General features: G+C 56.8%; 10 protein-coding genes. 3 read left to right on the top strand and 7 right to left on the bottom strand.

Annotated elements, in window-relative coordinates:
• Positions 1-40 precede the first annotated feature (40 nt).
• The 4 genes from A3848_RS06160 to A3848_RS06145 form a co-directional block, all read right to left on the bottom strand.
• Positions 41-778, bottom strand: a complete 738-nt coding sequence (locus tag A3848_RS06160) for a glycosyltransferase family 2 protein (RefSeq protein WP_074084088.1) — start codon at positions 776-778, stop codon at positions 41-43.
• Positions 775-1,938, bottom strand: coding sequence for a glycosyltransferase family 2 protein (locus A3848_RS06155; RefSeq protein WP_074084087.1), 1,164 nt, complete (start codon positions 1,936-1,938; stop codon positions 775-777). Before A3848_RS06155 ends, A3848_RS06160 begins: the two co-directional genes overlap by 4 nt.
• A complete protein-coding gene (locus A3848_RS06150) occupies positions 1,935-2,783 on the bottom strand; it encodes a glycosyltransferase family 2 protein (protein WP_074084086.1) in 849 nt (282 codons plus the stop codon). Before A3848_RS06150 ends, A3848_RS06155 begins: the two co-directional genes overlap by 4 nt.
• A 342-nt stretch (positions 2,784-3,125) precedes the next feature.
• Positions 3,126-9,620, bottom strand: coding sequence for a WIAG-tail domain (locus tag A3848_RS06145; RefSeq protein WP_074084085.1), 6,495 nt, complete (start codon positions 9,618-9,620; stop codon positions 3,126-3,128).
• Positions 9,621-9,837: 217 nt separating this feature from the next.
• On the opposite strand from A3848_RS06145, the gene A3848_RS06140 reads away from it, so the two are divergent.
• Both A3848_RS06140 and asd read left to right on the top strand, forming a co-directional pair.
• Entirely contained in the window at positions 9,838-10,932 is a 1,095-nt protein-coding gene (locus tag A3848_RS06140; protein WP_074084084.1) for a YheC/YheD family endospore coat-associated protein, read from the top strand.
• Between the two features lie 89 nt (positions 10,933-11,021).
• Positions 11,022-11,813 carry an archaetidylserine decarboxylase gene (gene asd, locus A3848_RS06135; RefSeq protein WP_074084083.1) on the top strand — a complete coding sequence of 264 codons (792 nt, stop codon included), beginning with the start codon at positions 11,022-11,024 and terminating at the stop codon, positions 11,811-11,813.
• Between the two features lie 173 nt (positions 11,814-11,986).
• Here the strand turns inward: asd and gpmA are convergent, their stop codons facing one another.
• From gpmA to A3848_RS06120, 3 genes are all read right to left on the bottom strand, one after another.
• Positions 11,987-12,736, bottom strand: coding sequence for a 2,3-diphosphoglycerate-dependent phosphoglycerate mutase (gene gpmA / locus A3848_RS06130; RefSeq protein ID WP_074084082.1), 750 nt, complete (start codon positions 12,734-12,736; stop codon positions 11,987-11,989).
• 826 nt (positions 12,737-13,562) lie between these two features.
• A complete protein-coding gene (locus A3848_RS06125; RefSeq protein WP_074084081.1) occupies positions 13,563-14,348 on the bottom strand; it encodes a helix-turn-helix domain-containing protein in 786 nt (261 codons plus the stop codon).
• A 170-nt stretch (positions 14,349-14,518) separates the two neighbouring features.
• Positions 14,519-16,093: an aminotransferase-like domain-containing protein gene (locus A3848_RS06120; RefSeq protein WP_074084080.1), complete on the bottom strand. Its 1,575-nt coding sequence runs from the start codon at positions 16,091-16,093 to the stop codon at positions 14,519-14,521.
• 143 nt (positions 16,094-16,236) lie between these two features.
• Here A3848_RS06120 and A3848_RS06115 point away from each other — a divergent pair, with 143 nt between their 5' ends.
• Positions 16,237-16,851, top strand: coding sequence for a pyridoxamine 5'-phosphate oxidase family protein (locus A3848_RS06115; protein ID WP_074084079.1), 615 nt, complete (start codon positions 16,237-16,239; stop codon positions 16,849-16,851).
• The last annotated feature ends 19 nt before the right edge of the window (positions 16,852-16,870 follow it).

Below are 16,870 nucleotides of genomic sequence, written 5' to 3'. Positions count from 1 at the left end.
CCTCCTTTTTATCTGTGGCTTTAGCCTTTGGGTCAACCTTTTAGATGAACTGCGCAGGATCTATATTCCATTTGTCCATGAACATCCTGCGGCCCCGTTCGACCAGCTCCTGGAGCCCGGAGGAGTAGACCTCCTTGAAGCTGGCGCTTCCCTCATGATGCACAAGGCAATTCCCGGCTATCAACAGCCTGTAGCCCCGCAGCCGGGCACGGTAGCAGTAATCATCGTCCTCATAATGTCCGGGAGAGTACCGCTCATCCAGGAGTCCAATGGTTTCCATCAGCTCTCTTTTCAATAAAAAGCATAAACCGATCAGCCGTCGTGTTTCACTCCACCCGTGGGACCCTTGAAGACTCACCCGCTCAGCCTCGGCGTGGAATTCAGCAATATCCATATATGTTGTACTTACCTGCTGCCGCCCGCTGGCGTAGTTCGTTACTGGCCCTACGATGCCAATGTCCGGAGCACTGTACAAGGCATGTTTTAAGCGCTCAAGCCAGCCCCTCGGCACAATAACGTCATTATTCAGCAGCAGCAGTTCATCGCCTGAGGCCAGCTGCAGTCCCAGGTTACAGGCCACCGGAAACCCCCGGTTTGCCGGAAGTGAAATAAAGGTCAGTTTATTCTCGCGGCAGTATGCGTCTGTGCCATCCGTTGAAGCGTTGTCGACCACGATTATTTCATAAGCGGATTCAGTATGAGCCTTAATGGATTCGACACAGGAGCGCAGCAGGCCGACCCTATTGTACGTAGGAATAATAATACTGGTCATCGTCATATGCTGTTCCTCCAGGCTGCCATTTGCCGCCGCTGCTCCAGCAGGCTTTCACCGGTGAGCCCCCCGTTTTTGTCGCGGTGGATTAGCACCCGGAGCAGTGCTTCGGCATGGTCACCGACGATCAGCTGCTCCATGGCATTGCCGGCTCCTATGTTTCCCTGGCGGAGACGGTTATGCTTAATGACGTTTACCGTCCCGGCTTTTTCTACCCGCAGCTGCTCTATAATCGAGAGCGCCTGCGCTTTGGGCGGGACCATCAGCTCACGGTAGCCGATCCGCTCCAAGGCCCGCCGTGACAGGGCATGCGGTACGGCGGTCATCGAGCTGACGCCCAGATCGCTCCGCCCCAGAACACTGTTCAGATACAGCTTGCAGCGGGTGACATCATCGCATAAATCAAATGAGGGCAGCAGCGAATCCAGATCATTCAGTGCCACATCCACCCCACCGTCCACTGCCGCTGCAAAAACGGCCAGCTGCGGCGCAGAGATGACCATATCCCCATCGAGGAACAGCAGGATGTCGCCCCGGCTGAGCTTAGCCCCAAGTGCCCGGCCTACGTCATGCCCGGCAGATTCCGGGCAGTGCACCACTGTAGCCTGCTTACATAGCCGGGTGTACTTATAACTATCATCCGTGCATCCATTCAGCACTACGATGATTTCAGCCGGATGCAGCTGCTGCACCTGCTTCAACAGCCCTGGCAGGGTTCGCATTTCATTGCGGGCCGATATAATCACCGATAGTGACCCGCCCAATTGCGGCAGCTGGGGCTTTGCTCCCCGGTAGACGTCGGAGCCCCGGGCATTACCTCCCGCCGCAATGTGGTGAGGGGGGCTGCCTGCCCCCTGACGGATGGAGGCAGGACTGCCTGCGGTGCTCCGGCGGACTGCGGCTCCACCGGCAGCAGCAGATCTGGCCTTCTTGCGACGGGCGGCGGAGCGGCCCGCCCCATTTCGGCGGGAAGGTGAAGCTCCCGCTGCTTGGACAAGGGCTGCTGCAGAACTGCCATGGCCAGATGCACCAGGTGCGCCAGCCCGTGTCTTCCGCACAGCCGGAGCCTGCCGCGCTTTTGCCCTAGAGCGGCGGGAGAAAAGTGCCGCAGATACAGTCGCCTTTTGCCGGGAGCTGGATATAGCGTCAGGCATCTCGGCTATCATCTCACCATCTCCCTTCGCCGGTTCCCGTCACTGAAGCCTGCTCTTTCGCCTCTGCGCTGAATTACCAAGCCTGCCGCATCAAGATGATCCCTGAGGATGACCTCGCGCAACGGATCAGCCCCCGCCCGCTTAGGGCGGATTGCATTCAACTTACCGACAGGGATCTTATGCACTGCCTTCACAACCAGGCCGTCAAGCACAGCCTGTGCATGTGCCAGGGGCGGCCGTGACAAGAGGCTGCTTCCCAGATCGGCATACGCTTTGCGGCTGAGTGCATGGGGCACTGCCGTCATTGAGCAGCCTTTCAGGTCCGGACGGCCCAGGATAATGTTGAGCGCATGCTTGGAGAGCACTACCGGATGCGGGAATTTACCGCGGACCGGACCGGAATAATCATTTAGAGCCACATCTGTACCTTGACTGACTGCGGCCACAAAGGGACGCAGCTGTGAGGCAGGAATGACCAGATCACCGTCCGTGAAAAGCAGCACTTCTCCCTTCGCTGCCTCTGCTCCGATACTTCGGCCCACATCATGTCCGAGCGGCTGCTCGAAGAGAATGACCTGAGCACCCAGTGATAACGCAATGTCTGCCGTATGATCAGCAGAGCCATTAACAATAACAATAACCTCACAACGGGGATGGACTCCCCTCGCTCCGGCAATCACCTTGGCAATCGTTCCTGCTTCATTCATGGCCGGAATGATTACCGACACATAAGGTTCCGGGTGGTTGGCCGCAGCGCGCAGCATGGCAGAACGCACTGGCCGGGGAATCCTCCGCGTTGGTCGCAAAGCCCGCCGACCCGTGCGGCGGGCAGATGTACGTGTATGCTTCAAGCTCATCCACCTTCCTTGCAGGACATGGTCTCCGGGCTGAGGGTTACATCACAGTCTATGTATTATGCTGTCCCGGGTAACGGCAAGTGTCTCCCTCCAGACAGAAATTTGGACAAATGCCCGCTCGCTGCTAAGTCCGGCTAAGGTATCGTTTGAAGGGAACCCGGGCAGCGGACTTGGACAGCGGCTGCAGCAACCCGAACCAAATTTTCACATAACATCGCGAGTGCCAATCCCTGGTTCTTCGCCGCGCAAAAGGCGCAGCCATTGGCTGCGCCCCCTTTTACAATAACTTCATCATACTCTGAGATGACCCTGCATTTCCTTAAAGTTCAGCCCGTCAGCCGATTAATCAAATACCCGATGATCGGCCACCGGCTTCACCAAGGGAGTGCCGAGGGCAATCCAGGATAACACTCCATAGAAATGGGAGGTTTCACGCAGCCGCACCACTTCAATAACAGCTTCCCCGCCCCCTCTGTTCTTCAATGAAGCGTGAAAGAACGGTTGATTGGTCATGGCAACAAGGACATAACCGGTATGGCCGAAGCTTTCATCAAAAGCTACAGTCACCTCTACACTCTCCGCATCACCATTGAACATGAAGGCTGTCATGCCAAACTGCTGCAGCACTTCCCGGTTGCCGGCACTCTGTACCGGACTGAACGACAGGTGTTCGGCATTTACCGAGCCGGGAGTCAGGTGATCGCTCGTGATGGAACCAGGAGCAATATGATATCCCTGTACACTATCCTCTTCCAAATGGCGGGACTGGATTGCGAATGAGGTGATTTTGGAGGCATCCACCGCTTCGTCCTGAAGCTCCGAATTCCCCACTGCACCTTCAGCCAGATGCTCCGTTCCGATGCTGGCAAATGCGAGCTTCTCTCCGGTAATGCTGCCAGTCGGCAGCAGTTCCGCGCTGCGGGTTTCCTCCGCGAGATGTTCCAGCTTAACGATGCCGGGGCTTAAATGCCGCTCCTCCAGCGTTTCATCGGCGAGATGCCCGCCCTGTATACTCTGGAGTTGCAGATGCTGTGATCCTACCGCACCTGCTGCCAGCTTGCTTCCGTCAATGCTCCCGTCCGGCAGGAGTTCAGAGCTCAGCGCACTCTCGGCCAAATGTTCAAAATGGATACTGCCAGGACGAATATGGCGGCTGTCCACTGAACCCGGGGATAAATGGCCTCCGTATACACTGGCCGGAGCCAGATGGTAGGGTCCTACCGCACCTGCCGTCAGCTTGCTTCCTCCAATACTGCCGTCCGGCAGCAGTTCTGCGCTGCGGACTTCTTCCGCCAGATGCTCAAGCTTGATGATGCCGCTGCTCAAATGGCGCTCCTCCAGCGTTCCATCAGAGAGGTGCCCGCCCTGGATGCACTGAGGCTGCAGATGCTGCGTACCTACCGCACCTGCCGCCAGCTTATTGCCGCCAATACTGCCATCCGGCAGCAGCTCCGCACTGCGGACTTCCTCCGCCAGATGCTCAAGCTTGATAATGCCGCTGCCCAAATGGCGCTCCTCCAGCGTTCCATCGGCCAGATGCCCGCCCTGGATGCTCTGAGGCTGCAGATGCTGCGTACCCACCGCACCTGCCGTCAGCTTGCTTCCTCCAATACTGCCGTCCGGCAGTAGCTCCGCGCTGCGGACTTCTTCCGCCAGATGCTCAAGCTTGATGATGCCGCTGCCTAAATGGCGCTCCTCCAGCGTTCCATCGGCCAGATGCCCGCCCTGGATGCTCTGAAGTTGCAGATGCTGCGTACCTACCGCACCTGCCGTCAGCTTGCTTCCGTCAATGCTCCCGTCCGGCAGGAGTTCAGAGCTCAGCGCACTCTCGGCCAAATGTTCAAAATGGATACTGCCAGGACGAATATGGCGGCTGTCCACTGAACCCGGGGATAAATGGCCTCCGTATACACTGGCCGGAGCCAGATGGTAAGGTCCTACCGCACCTGCCGTCAGCTTGCTTCCTCCAATACTGCCGTCCGGCAGTAGCTCAGCGCTGCGGACTTCTTCCGCCAGATGCTCAAGCTTGATGATGCCGCTGCTCAAATGGCGCTCCTCCAGCGTTCCATCTGTCAGATGCCCGCCATAGATGCTCTTCGGTTGCAGATGCTGCGTACCCACCGCACCTGCCGCCAGCTTATTGCCGCCAATACTGCCGTCCGGCAGCAGTTCTGCGCTGCGGACTTCTTCCGCCAGATGCTCAAGCTTGATGATGCCGCTGCCTAAATGGCGCTCCTCCAGCGTTCCATCCGCCAGATGCCCGCCATGGATGCTCTGCGGCTGCAGATGCTGCGCACCTACCGCACCTGTCGCCAGCTTATTGCCGCCAATGCTGCCGTCCGGCAGTAGCTCCGCGCTGCGGACTTCTTCCGCCAGATGCTCAAGCTTAATGATGCTGCTGCCTAAATGGCGCTCCTCCAGCGTTCCATCCGCCAGATGCCCGCCCTGGATGCTCTGAGGCTGCAGATGCTGCGTACCCACCGCACCTGCCGCCAGCTTGCTTCCTCCAATACTGCCGTCCGGCAGTATTTCCGCGCTGCGGACTTCTTCCGCCAGATGCTCAAGCTTGATGATGCCGCTGCCTAAATGGCGCTCCTCCAGCGTTCCATCCGCCAGATGCCCGCCCTGGATGCTCTGAGGCTGCAGATGCTGCGTACCCACCGCACCTGCCGTCAGCTTGCTTCCTCCAATACTGCCGTCCGGCAGCAGCTCCGCACTGCGGACTTCCTCCGCCAGATGCTCAAGCTTGATAATGCCGCTGACCAAATGGCGCTCCTCCAGCGTTCCATCTGCCAGATGCCCGCCCTGGATGCTCTGAGGCTGCAGATGCTGCGTACCCACCGCACCTGCCGCCAGCTTGCTTCCTCCAATACTGCCGTCCGGCAGTAGCTCCGCGCTGCGGACTTCTTCCGCCAGATGCTCAAGCTTGATGATGCCACTGCCCAGATGGCGCTCCTCCAGCATTCCATCGGCCAGGTGCCCGCCCTGGATGCTCTGAGGCTGCAGATGCTGCGTACCCACCGCGCCAGTCGTCAGCTTGCTTCCGTCAATGCTCCCGTCCGGCAGCAGTTCTGCGCTGCGGACTTCCTCCGCCAGATGCGCAAGCTTGATGATGCCACTGCCCAGATGGCGCTCTTCCAGCGTTCCATCCGCCAGATGCCTGCCGTAGATGCTCTGCGGCTGCAAGTGATGCGATCCCACTGCCCCTGCCGCAAGCTTGCTTCTTCCAATACTGCCATCCGGCAACAGCTCCGCACTGTGGACTTCATCCGCCAGATGCTCAAGCTTAATGATGCCGCTGACCAAATGACGCTCCTCCAACGTTCCATCGGCCAGATGCCCGCCCTGGATGCTCTGCGGCTGCAGATGCTGCGTACCCACCGCACCTGCCGCCAGCTTGCTCCCTCCAATGCTGCCGTCCGGCAGCAACTCGGCACTGTGGACTTCTTCCGCCAGATGCTCAAGCTTGATAATGCCGCTGCCTAAATGACGTTCCTCCAATGCTCCATCTGCCAGATGTTCACCTTGGATACTCCGGGCTTGCAGTTGCTGCGTACCCACCGCACCTGCCGCCAGCTTGCTTCTTCCAATGCTGCCGTCCGGCAGCAGCTCCGCACTGTGGACTTCCTCCGATAGATGCTCAAGCTTGATGATGCCGCTGCCCAAATGGCGCTCTTCCAGCGTTCCATCTGCCAGATGTTCACCTTGGATACTCTGGGCTTGCAGATGCTGCGAACCCACCGCACCTGCCGCCAATTTGCTTCCGCCTACGCTGCCGTCCGGCAGCAGCTCCGCGCTCAGCGTCTCGGCAGCCAGATGAGCCAACTGGATGCTGCCGGCACGGATATGGCGGCTGTCCACCGCGTCCGCTGCCAAATGCCCTCCCAATACGCTGCCGGAAGCCAGCTGAGACGAACCTACTGCGCCTGCCGCCAGCTTGCTTCCGCCCACGCTGCCGTCCGGCAGCAGCGCTGCACTACGGGACTCATCTGCAAGATGTTCAAGCTTGATCAGACCTGGACGCAAATGCCGTTCCTGCAGTATTCCGTCTACAAGATGCTCACCATAAATGCTTTCCTGCTGGAGATTCAGCGAACTCACCGCACCAGCAGCCAGCTTCCCGTTTCCAATACTGCCATCCGGCAGCAATTCAGAGGTCAGTGTTTCCTTGGCCAAATGTTCAAGCCGGATGCTGCCGGAGCGGATATGGCGGCTGTCTATCGCGTCCGTTGTCAAATGATCTGCATACACACTGCCTGTAGCCAGATGGAATGCCGCTACCGAGCCCTCGGCCAGTTTGGAACCGCTGATGCTTCCATCCGGCAGGATGTCTGCACTGCGTGTCTCTTCCGCCAGATGCGCCAGGGTGATCTCTCCGTCTCGAATATGCTGTCCTTCTACCGCTCCCGGCGCCAGATGTCCAGCCCCTATACTTTCAGAGGCCAGATGGTAGGACCCCACGGCACCCGCTGCCAGCTTCTCACCGCCAATACTGCCGTCCGGCAAAATCTGGCCGCTGCGGACTTCTTCAGCAAGATGCGCTAAGGTGATGCCGCCTTGCCCGATATGCTTTCCTTCCACTGAAGCTTCCGCCAAATGGCTACCTGCCACACTACCGGGTGCCAGGTGGCGGGATGAGACTGCACCTTCTATCAGCTTAGCTCCGCTGATGCTGCCATCCTGGATCTGAATGGACGAGATGGAGCTCGGGCTGATATGTCCATTACCGATGGACATCGGCCGAATATGTGCCCCGCTAACACTCCCCGGCGCAAGATGTCTTCCCTGCACAGCGGCGTCACTGACTGCACCAGAGCCAACCGCCCCCGCACTCAAGTGCTCTGCCTGAACTGCTGATGCCGCCAGCTTCGCGGCTTCCACACTGCCATCCGCCAGCTTCATTGCTGTAACTGCCAGATCGCCCAGCTTATCGGTTGAGACACTTTCCGGCGACAGCTTCAATGACGTGACGGCATGATCAGCTAAATGATGCGGCTGAACGATACCGGCAGAGAGATGGACCTCCTTCACCGCGCCGGTTGCCAGCTTCTCACCCACTACCGAACCTGGCTGCAGGGCAGAGGAGGTTACACTGTTGTCCCCAAGATGCCTGCGCTCTACAGCCCCCGGTGCCAAGTGCTCGGCATCCACAACGGCCCGCTGCAATACACGACCGCTGACACTGGCATCCGCCAGATTTTTTTCCTCTACCGTACAAAAAGCAATATGTTCCCCGCTGACAGCTTCCCGCGCTATTGCATTGCCGATAACCGCACCCGGAGCCAGCTTGGCGGCAATGACACTCCCATCCGCCAATTTGTCCGGGGTGATACTATGTGGACGCAGATGCTCACCTTCAACCGATCCAGAAGCCAGCTGTTCCCCCGTAACAGCCCCATCTGCCAGATGGCTCGTGAGTACCGATTGTTCCTGCAGCTGCATAGACCCGACGGATTCCGCCGCCAGATGGGAGTGCTCCACAGACTCACGCTGCAGATGGACTGAAGCAACTGCCTGCATGGCAAGCTGCGGCCCCCGTACCGCAGATTTGGCGATGTGCCGTGTCGTTACAGCCTCATCAGCCAGCTTATGGGCAAGGATGCTCTGATCCGCTATTTTGGAAGAGGTAACTGCCTGCTCCACAAGCTGAACTGTTCCAACCGCCCCTTCCGCCAGCTTCACAAAAGAAATGCTGCGGTCCGCCAAATGCCGGCTGGCAATCTCCCCGTCGGCGATATGGCTACCGTTCACACTTTCCGGGCTTAAATGCTGTCCCCGTACGGCCTCCTTGCCAATCTGGCGTGGACCTACCGATCCATCGGCAAGGTGACCGCTGTCGATGATCCCGGACTGGAGCTGCTCTTTGCCGATCAAACGGCTGGCAAGCTGTTCCGGCCCTATGGCTCCCGGAGCCAGATGCTTCGCTGTAATGGCGCCGCCGCTGATATGGCGGCTCTCAATAACGGCGTCTCCCAGCTTATCACCGCTAATCTCTCCGTCGGCTATTTTGTCCCCCGTTACCGCTTCGTCCGCCAGCTTGGAACGGTCAACGCTCCCGTTCGCCAGATGCCTGCTGACGATGGTGCTGCTCAGAATTTTCTCGCCGGTCACCGCTCCATCTTCAAGCAGGTCAGCCGTAATGATGCAGTCGCTAAGATGGCGGCTCGTAATGGCCTGATCGGCAATTTGACCTCCGCCAATGATCCGGTCAGCCAGCTTTTCCGGGCCAATGCTGCCATCCTTAAGTTTTTCGCCGCCGATGGAATGATCCAGCAGCTTACCGCCGCTGATGCTTCCTTCTGCCAAATGCTCACCTGTTACGGATTCGGGGGCCAGCTTAGAGGAAGTTACTGCCTTGTCCGCGATATTGATGCTCTGCACCGCATAATCCTGCAGCCAGGGCGTTCCGATGATACCGAATTTCAGCTTGGACCCGTCAATGGTCCGGGGGGCGATTTTGCTTCCGGTAACGGCAGCGTCGGACAAATCATCCGTATATACAGGCTGCAGGCGTTCTCTTTCCACCACTGGCAGCACGGCTTCAGGTGTCAACGGCAAAGGCTCAGCAGCCGAAACCGAAGGTTCCTCCACCTGTTCCTGAGGCGCTTGCTGATCAAGTACGGCAGATTCCACGGAATCCGCCGCTTCAAGCGTATCCACCCCGCTAACCTTCAAAGTTGTACTCCCGGTATCCGGCACTTCGCTTCCGGAGGTGTCTATAACCTCCTGTATCTTGGGACTGCTTCCCAGCATGCTGAGTTCCTTCATATTCGGATTATCCACAAAATAGAGCGGTTTTTTGGAACTGCGGTGCTGATTTTTCCTGGAGCTCTTCACAAGCAGTCTCCTCCTTCCATCTATTGTTTCTCCTAGGCATCATATGCAGCGCACTAGGCGAATGACACCCGTTTACACCAAGCCTGTAAATTCTGCACCTTCCCAAAAAAGGGCATCTGCCACCGCACATTCGTCCACCCTAAAGGGCGAGTACACACATACAATGACTCAGGAAGAGAAACAGCCGGAACTATAGAAGATAACGGGAGGAACGAACATGGGGCAAAAGCTCGTGGGAATACTGCTAAATGCCGCTATGCACCGGGGCGTTCCCCGGCAAAAAACGGGACAGGAGTCGCTGAAAAGCTACGAGGAAGCCGCCGCTGTATACGGATTGGCCCCCTGCTTCCTGAAACTGTCCGACATCGATACGAAAACCGGCTGCAGCATCGCCTACATGAAGCAAACCCGGGGCTACAGGAGAGTGGTTGTTCCGACGCCTGACGTCATTCACAATCGGGCTATCTACGACCCGGGCAGCCACGGGATCGACAGACTGCTGGGCAGCGGCGTACTGGTATATAATACATGCAACCGCTATGGCAAAGATCAGATCCATGGACTGCTGGAGCAAAATGCCAGACTTCGCGGGCTTCTGCCCGCCACCTCAGCCGGTCTATCCGGACTGAAGGAGATGATGTCCAGCTATTCCGATCTTATTCTCAAGCCTTGTCGCGGAAGTATCGGTCAAGGCGTAATGCGCCTGACGCGGAGTAGTCCAGAACTGTGGAACTGGAGTTATCTGCCCTTCGGCTCCCGCAGCTGGATCAGCACCCAGGTTAATCAGGATGCATTGCCCAGAGCCCTGCGGATGCGTCTGGCCTCCACCCCTTACCTGGTTCAGGAACGCATTCCGCTGGCAGAGATTGGGGGCCGTCCGTTTGATCTGCGTGTCACGGTGCAGCGTGGGTGGGGCGGGGAATGGCAGGTCACCGGACTATTCGCCAAACGGGCGGCGCCGGGGGGCTTCGTCTCCAACATTGCCCGGGGAGGAGAAGCACTTGACTCTTCATATGCACTGGAGCAGGCATTCTCCGGGCAAGCGGCGGCAGGCATCCGCATGTCCGTTCTGGCTTACAGCCTAAGCATTGCACACGAGCTGGCGCGGAACCTGCCCGGACTGGCAGACATCGGGCTGGACATGGGCGTAACGGAAAAAGGCCGGGTCTATTTCATCGAATGTAACGGCCGTGATCAGCGCTACGGCTTCCGCAAAGCCGGACTGACCGGGGCATGGAAGGAGAGCTATCGGAAGCCGATAGCCTATGCGCGATATCTGCTTGACCATCCTTCACAGTACATCAGTTATTGATTTGTCTCTTATTCTATGTCAATATAATGCAGAGCGGAAACGGTCCTGGACCCAGGGCCGTGCTGCTGCATGATGGAAGGGAGATACTCATGGTAAAACAATTGCTGCGGCTGATGACCGAGTTGTCCTCGCACAGATGGCTTTCCCGGTTGATGGGGGCTTTTTCCCATAGCAGACTCAGCCGTTTTTTGATCCCGGCATTTATTCGGACTTATCATATTCCCGCTTCTGAAGCAGAGAAGCCTTCCGGGGAATACCTTACACTTAATGAATTTTTCAGCCGTCATCTCAAATCCGGCATGCGTCCGGTCGCCAGCGGCGAGAATGCGGTAGCCAGTCCGGTAGATGCGATGATTACCGCCATGGGCGAGATTCATTCCGGAACCATAATGAATGTAAAAGGTCAGGATTATGAACTGGAGGAGCTTTTGAACCACTCCCCGCACCTGGAGCTGTACAAAAAAGGCTTTTTCTTCGTGCTGTACTTAAGTCCAACGGATTATCACCGGATTCACGCCCCCCTTACCGGGCGCAAGGTCGAGAGTGAACATATCCGCGGGAGAGCATACCCTGTCAATGAATTTGGCATGAGACATATGAAGGGTGTACTGAGCCGCAACGAACGGCTGATTACTTATATCGCCGGAGCAAACGGTGAAGCCGCAGTAGTGAAGGTCGGCGCGATGAATGTCAGCAGCATCCACTATGCGGATGAAGCGGCTGATGCCTGGGAGATCGGCGACGACCTGGCCTATTTCGAATTCGGCTCTACCGTGGTATTGCTCCTCGAGAACGGCAGCTTCACCCCCCGATCTGGACTTGCCAGCGGGACTAAGGTGAAGATGGGTGAACTGCTGGGCGAGCTGCAGCGCCCGGTGTAGCAGAACATAAGTAGAAACGGCTACGCCTCATAATAGGCCGGCATCCGTTTCAGCGGGAAATAGAAGGATCATTTATAGTGTGAATAAATTCTTATATTTTAACCAAAGGCAGCAGGCCTCCGGGACTATCGGGGACCTGCTGCCTTTTTAGTTGTACATCTATATCAGGCCGATTATTCCGTCACCTTGCTCTGATTCGCCACCTCGCGGGCTTTCTGCTGAACTTCCTCCGGCTCCCCGAGATAGAAGCGGCTAATCGGCTTCACGTCATCATCCAGCTTGTAGACCAAAGGGACTCCTGTCGGAACATTCAGATCCAGCAATGCTTTCTCGTCAATATCCTCCATGAATTTGATCAAGGCCCGCAGCGTATTGCCATGCGCCGAGATCAGCACCCGTTCCTTCTTGCGAATCAGCGGCACAATACGGTTGCCCCAGAAATCGCCGACGCGGTGCACAGTATCCTCCAGGCTCTCGCCGCGAGGAATATCGCCGGGGCGGACCTCCTTGTAGCGGATATCGTTCCGGGCATAACGCGGATCATCCGGCTCCAGCATCGGAGGACGGACAGACAGGCTGCGCCGCCAGATATGCAGCTGCTCTTCGCCGTATTTTACCGCAGTTTCGCTCTTGCTCAGCCCCTGCAGCGCGCCGTAATGACGCTCATTCAGCTTCCAGGACTTCTGCACGGGAATCCACAACAGGTCCATCTCATCCAGAACATAGTTGAGTGTCTTGATCGAACGTTTCAGTACAGAAGCAAAGGCCAGATCAAAAGTATAGCCTGCCTCCTTCAGCAGCTTGCCGGCTGCTTTGGCCTCTTCTACCCCCTTCTCTGTCAGATCGGGGTCGCTCCAGCCTGTGAACAGATTCTGGCGGTTATACTCGCTCTCGCCATGGCGTATCAACACGATTTCATACATATTCTCTCTCCTCCGGCCTGAAGTTTCTTCTTCATTCTATCTATACTCATCATAGGCCTCCTGAACGGGTTGTTCAAGACTTACGCTCTTTATCCTTATACCCCGGCCCAGACGCCCTAATACACGCAAACCTTCAAGCCTCCTGAAAGAAAATCACCCTAACGGGTAAATCAAGCATCTCATTGCCGCAGGTAACGGCATTGCTCCCAAATCAGAGGTATTTCTACCTCTCATTCTGCCCGCTAGCCCGTTCACGGTGAGATCAGAGGGATTTCTACCCCCCATTCTGTCCGCTAGCCCGTATACAGAGATCAGAGGTATTTCTACCTCTCATTCTGGCCGCTAGCCCGTTTACAGTGAGATCAGAGGTATTTCTACGTCTCATTCTGCCCGCTAGCCCGTTTACGGCAAGATCAGAGGTATTTCTACCTCTCATTCTGCCCGCTAGCCCGTTTACGGCGAGATCAGAGGTATTTCTACCTCTCATTCTGCCCGCTAGCCCGTTCACGGTGAGATCAGAGGTATCTCCTCTTAGGCCCGTTTAGTTTATTTTGTTTCCTCCGATCTGTTTCTTCACGTTTATCCCTCTCACTTTTCAATCGGAGTGATCCACCGTCTTTTTCACAGTATAATTTCCTATACAATCAAAAAGACCGGAAGCCTTGTTCGGCCCCGGTTCCCTTCGTTTATCTGGATAAGCTATCATTTTAGGACAAGTGGTCAAAATCAATGATCCGTAGCTGCCACGCTGCTGTTCTTCAACCGTCTCCAGCGGTTGCGGACAATTCTGCTTCCCCCGGCCGAAAAAACTGAAACAAAAGAAGGGTCAGCGGATCTCGGACGGACTTTTGCCGGTGTGCTGCTTGAACTGGCGGCTGAAAAAGAAAATATCACGGTAGCCCAGCGCATCCGCCACCTCGGTTACGTTCATTCCGGCATACAGCAGAAGATGCTGTGCACGCTCAATCCGGGTGCGGATCACGTAGGACTGGACAGAAGAGCCAGTAATCTCCTTGAATTTGATCGAAAAATAACGCGGGGACAGCCCGGCACGCGCCGCCAGATCCTCCACCCGGTGCACCGCTCCGGGATGCTGGCTGACATAGTTGGCTACCTCATGAATGACTTCCGCCAATTGGTTGCTTACATGACGTTCCACAGGCATCACCTGATCCTCACGGAGCAGATGGATCATCAGCTGCTTCAGAATCAGTTGGCCTTCCTCTTCTGCCGCAAAGGTCTTTACGAGAAACAGGCGGACATACCGTGCCAGCAAATGCTCGAACTCCACCGTCTCCGACAGTTCACGGTAAGGCTCGGGAATATCTGCCACATTCTCAGTGACATCAAAATGAATGTATGTAAGCACAAGCGGCTTCTGCGGATTATGGGTTGCGCTGGTATGATCCCCCGGACGGAACAGGAAGCAGCTCCCCTTCCCCACCTGATAAGGGACGCCTCTGCGCACAACCGTGCCTTCCCCGCTCCAGACATAGAACAAATCATAATTTTGCAGCGGCTTCTCTCTTTTTTGCCATTTCCAGCCCGGTTCGCAGACAATCTTCGCCAGGGCCGGCAGGATCACAAAAGAGGACGGCGATGCATGCAGCATAATGTTCCCTCCTAAAAGTTTGTGAGCTTTACTTCCTGAATATGCTTCGTACAAACTCGCTTCGGAAGCATTATCTTAAGTTTTGCGGAATTCTACTTCTTCGAGATCACTTTGCAGCAAAACTCGCTTCGGAAGCATCCTAACCGTTCCATACTCCTCATCATACCTTGTCACATTCGATTTTGCACATCCTCCCAGGCCAGCAGCAGACGGTTGACCCCATTTTCGAGCTGAGCACTATCCAGATGGGCAAAAGAAAAGCAGGCCGCCGGAACGTCCGGTTCAGCCTGGTACAACGCTGCGTCCCGGAAGTCCGTGCCGCGCCTAAGCGCAGCCGCCCGGAAGGCGGCGAATTCTGCTCTGCTGCGCCGCCAGCGCGCGTAGATATGCAGCCCCGCATCACCGGGCAGCAGTTCAAACAGCTGACCGAGCCGCTCGGACAGCAGCGAGCGGAGGAGCCGGGCACGCTCGCCATAGAGGCGCGTCATCCGCCGCAGATGGCGGCTGTAGCCGCCGGTCTGCATGAAGCGCGCCAAGGCACGCTGCTCTAATTGGCCGCCCGGAAGCGGCTCATACAGCGCCTTGGCGGCGGTCACCGGTCCGATCAGCAAGGGCGGGAGCACGGCATAGCCCAGCCGCAGGCTGGAGAACATGCTGTTTGAGAATGAGCCCAGGTAGACGACCCGCTCTTCACGGTCGAGTGCCTTCAGCGGTTCTATGGGCCGCCCGCCCCAGCGGAATTCACTGTCGTAATCGTCTTCCACAATCAGCGCTTCCTGCCGCCGCGCCCATTCCAGCAGACGGCGCCGCCGGTCGAGAGGCAGCACAGCGCCGGTGGGGAACTGGCGGCTAGGCGTAACGAACAGCAGCCGGGCCGCCCAATCATGCGGCACCAGCCCGCTCCCGTCCACCTTACCCAGCAGCAGCTTCCCGCCTGAGATTTCCACAGCTCTGCGGATGCCGTGAAATCCGGGATCCTCGGCAACGGCGGGGCTTCCCGGCTCCAGCAAGAGCTGCGTCAGTAGGACGATACCCTGCATCGAGCCGTTGAACAGGACGATTTGCTCCGCCTCTGCCCGGATGCCCCGAGTCACCCGGAGATGGGCGGCAATTGCCAGCCGCAGGCTTTCTTCGCCCTGGGGAGGGCAGTAGCCTTCCATCCTCCCGCCGCTTTTGCCGCCAGCATATTTCAGTGCGCTCCGCCACTCCTCATAAGGAAAGTACTCCATGAGCATCCCCCGGCTGCGAAAGCTGACGAAGTTCCCTTCCTCCTGTTCATAGATGAGAACATTCCTCTCCATAAGGCGTTGTCCCCAGCCGGATAGCGGTATTCCGGTTCTATTACAAGCTGCTCCGACATCTGCATATTCACCCGTAACCGCATTCGTAACCGCATCCTTTGAACCTTCTGTCCCAGCAAAAGCCGATGCCGCAGCTACAGCACCTTCAATTTCCTGATCCGCCTCCACCCGTTCCTGCTCCACGGGTTCAAAGCTGTCATTGGCGACATAGGTGCCCCGGCCGGTCTCCGTCCGGATGTAGCCGTCAGCCAGCAGCATGTCGTACACCTGCGATGCCGAGCCGCGTGAGATCTGGTATAGCTCCGCCAGCTTCCGGGTAGAGGGCAGCCGGGTTCCGCCGGGCAGAGTGCCGCCAAGAATAGCCGCGCGGAGCGCATGGTATAAGGCCAGATATTTGTAGCGGTGCACCGCCAGATACTGGTCATAAGGCAACGTAAAATTCATGTCCCCACCCTCTTCACATCAAAGTGGACTAATAAAATTAATGTAAACCGGTCCTTTTTTATTGTCAATTCTTCTTCTATTGTAAGATAACTGTTTACTCGGAGCATAGGGCTCCGCCATTATTGAGAAAAGGATGTGCCGATATGCGCAGAAAAGAATTTCAGGTAGAGCAGGAAGAGAAGCTGGCCGGTTTTCTAAACGGAATGAGCTTTGGTTTTCTGGGGACCAGCGATGAGATGGGGCTGCCGCGTGTAACGCCGCTCAACTTTGTCTATCTGGAGGGTAACTTCTATTTCCATGGCAGTCACGCCGGAGGCAAAATGAAGAGCATCCGCCACAATCAGCGGGTATGCTTCACGGTTGCCGACGAATATGCCATCATTCCTTCCTATTTCAGCGATCCCGAGCTTGCCTGCCCTGCCACCGCCTATTTCAAAAGCGTAACCGCTTATGGACAAGCGGAACTTGTAGAAGACCTCGCCGAAAAAGCAGCCGTACTCGCTCTTTTTATGCAAAAGCTCCAGCCGGAAGGAGGCTATGCCCCGATTGATGCCGAAGATCCCAGATACCGCTCAGCTCTGAAGGGTGTTGCCGTTGTGCGGATCGTTCCCGAAGAAGTAACCGCCAAATTCAAATTTGGCCAGAATCTGAAGGAAGATGCGCGAAATGCCGTTACTCAGGGGCTTCAGGACAGAAACGGGGCACGTGATGCCGAAACCATCGCCATGATGGAAAAATACTGCCCCTACCACTCCTGAGTGGTAGAATATAGCTGTA

The sequence above is a fragment of the Paenibacillus sp. P32E genome (assembly GCF_001909085.1).
GTDB classification, from domain to species: Bacteria; Bacillota; Bacilli; order Paenibacillales; family Paenibacillaceae; genus Paenibacillus_AQ; species Paenibacillus_AQ helianthi.
This window is presented reverse-complemented; position numbering and strand designations above follow the sequence as displayed.

What these genes read in the sequence shown, in the direction of transcription:
- gpmA (WP_074084082.1), bottom strand. Translation starts at nt 12,736, where the DNA reads ATGTATGAAATCGTGTTGATACGCCATGGCGAGAGCGAGTATAACCGC.
- A3848_RS06150 (WP_074084086.1), bottom strand. Translation starts at nt 2,783, where the DNA reads ATGAGCTTGAAGCATACACGTACATCTGCCCGCCGCACGGGTCGGCGG.
- A3848_RS06120 (WP_074084080.1), bottom strand. Translation starts at nt 16,093, where the DNA reads ATGAATTTTACGTTGCCTTATGACCAGTATCTGGCGGTGCACCGCTAC.
- asd (WP_074084083.1), top strand. Translation starts at nt 11,022, where the DNA reads ATGGTAAAACAATTGCTGCGGCTGATGACCGAGTTGTCCTCGCACAGA.
- A3848_RS06115 (WP_074084079.1), top strand. Translation starts at nt 16,237, where the DNA reads ATGCGCAGAAAAGAATTTCAGGTAGAGCAGGAAGAGAAGCTGGCCGGT.
- A3848_RS06125 (WP_074084081.1), bottom strand. Translation starts at nt 14,348, where the DNA reads ATGCTGCATGCATCGCCGTCCTCTTTTGTGATCCTGCCGGCCCTGGCG.
- A3848_RS06155 (WP_074084087.1), bottom strand. Translation starts at nt 1,938, where the DNA reads ATGATAGCCGAGATGCCTGACGCTATATCCAGCTCCCGGCAAAAGGCG.
- A3848_RS06160 (WP_074084088.1), bottom strand. Translation starts at nt 778, where the DNA reads ATGACGATGACCAGTATTATTATTCCTACGTACAATAGGGTCGGCCTG.
- A3848_RS06140 (WP_074084084.1), top strand. Translation starts at nt 9,838, where the DNA reads ATGGGGCAAAAGCTCGTGGGAATACTGCTAAATGCCGCTATGCACCGG.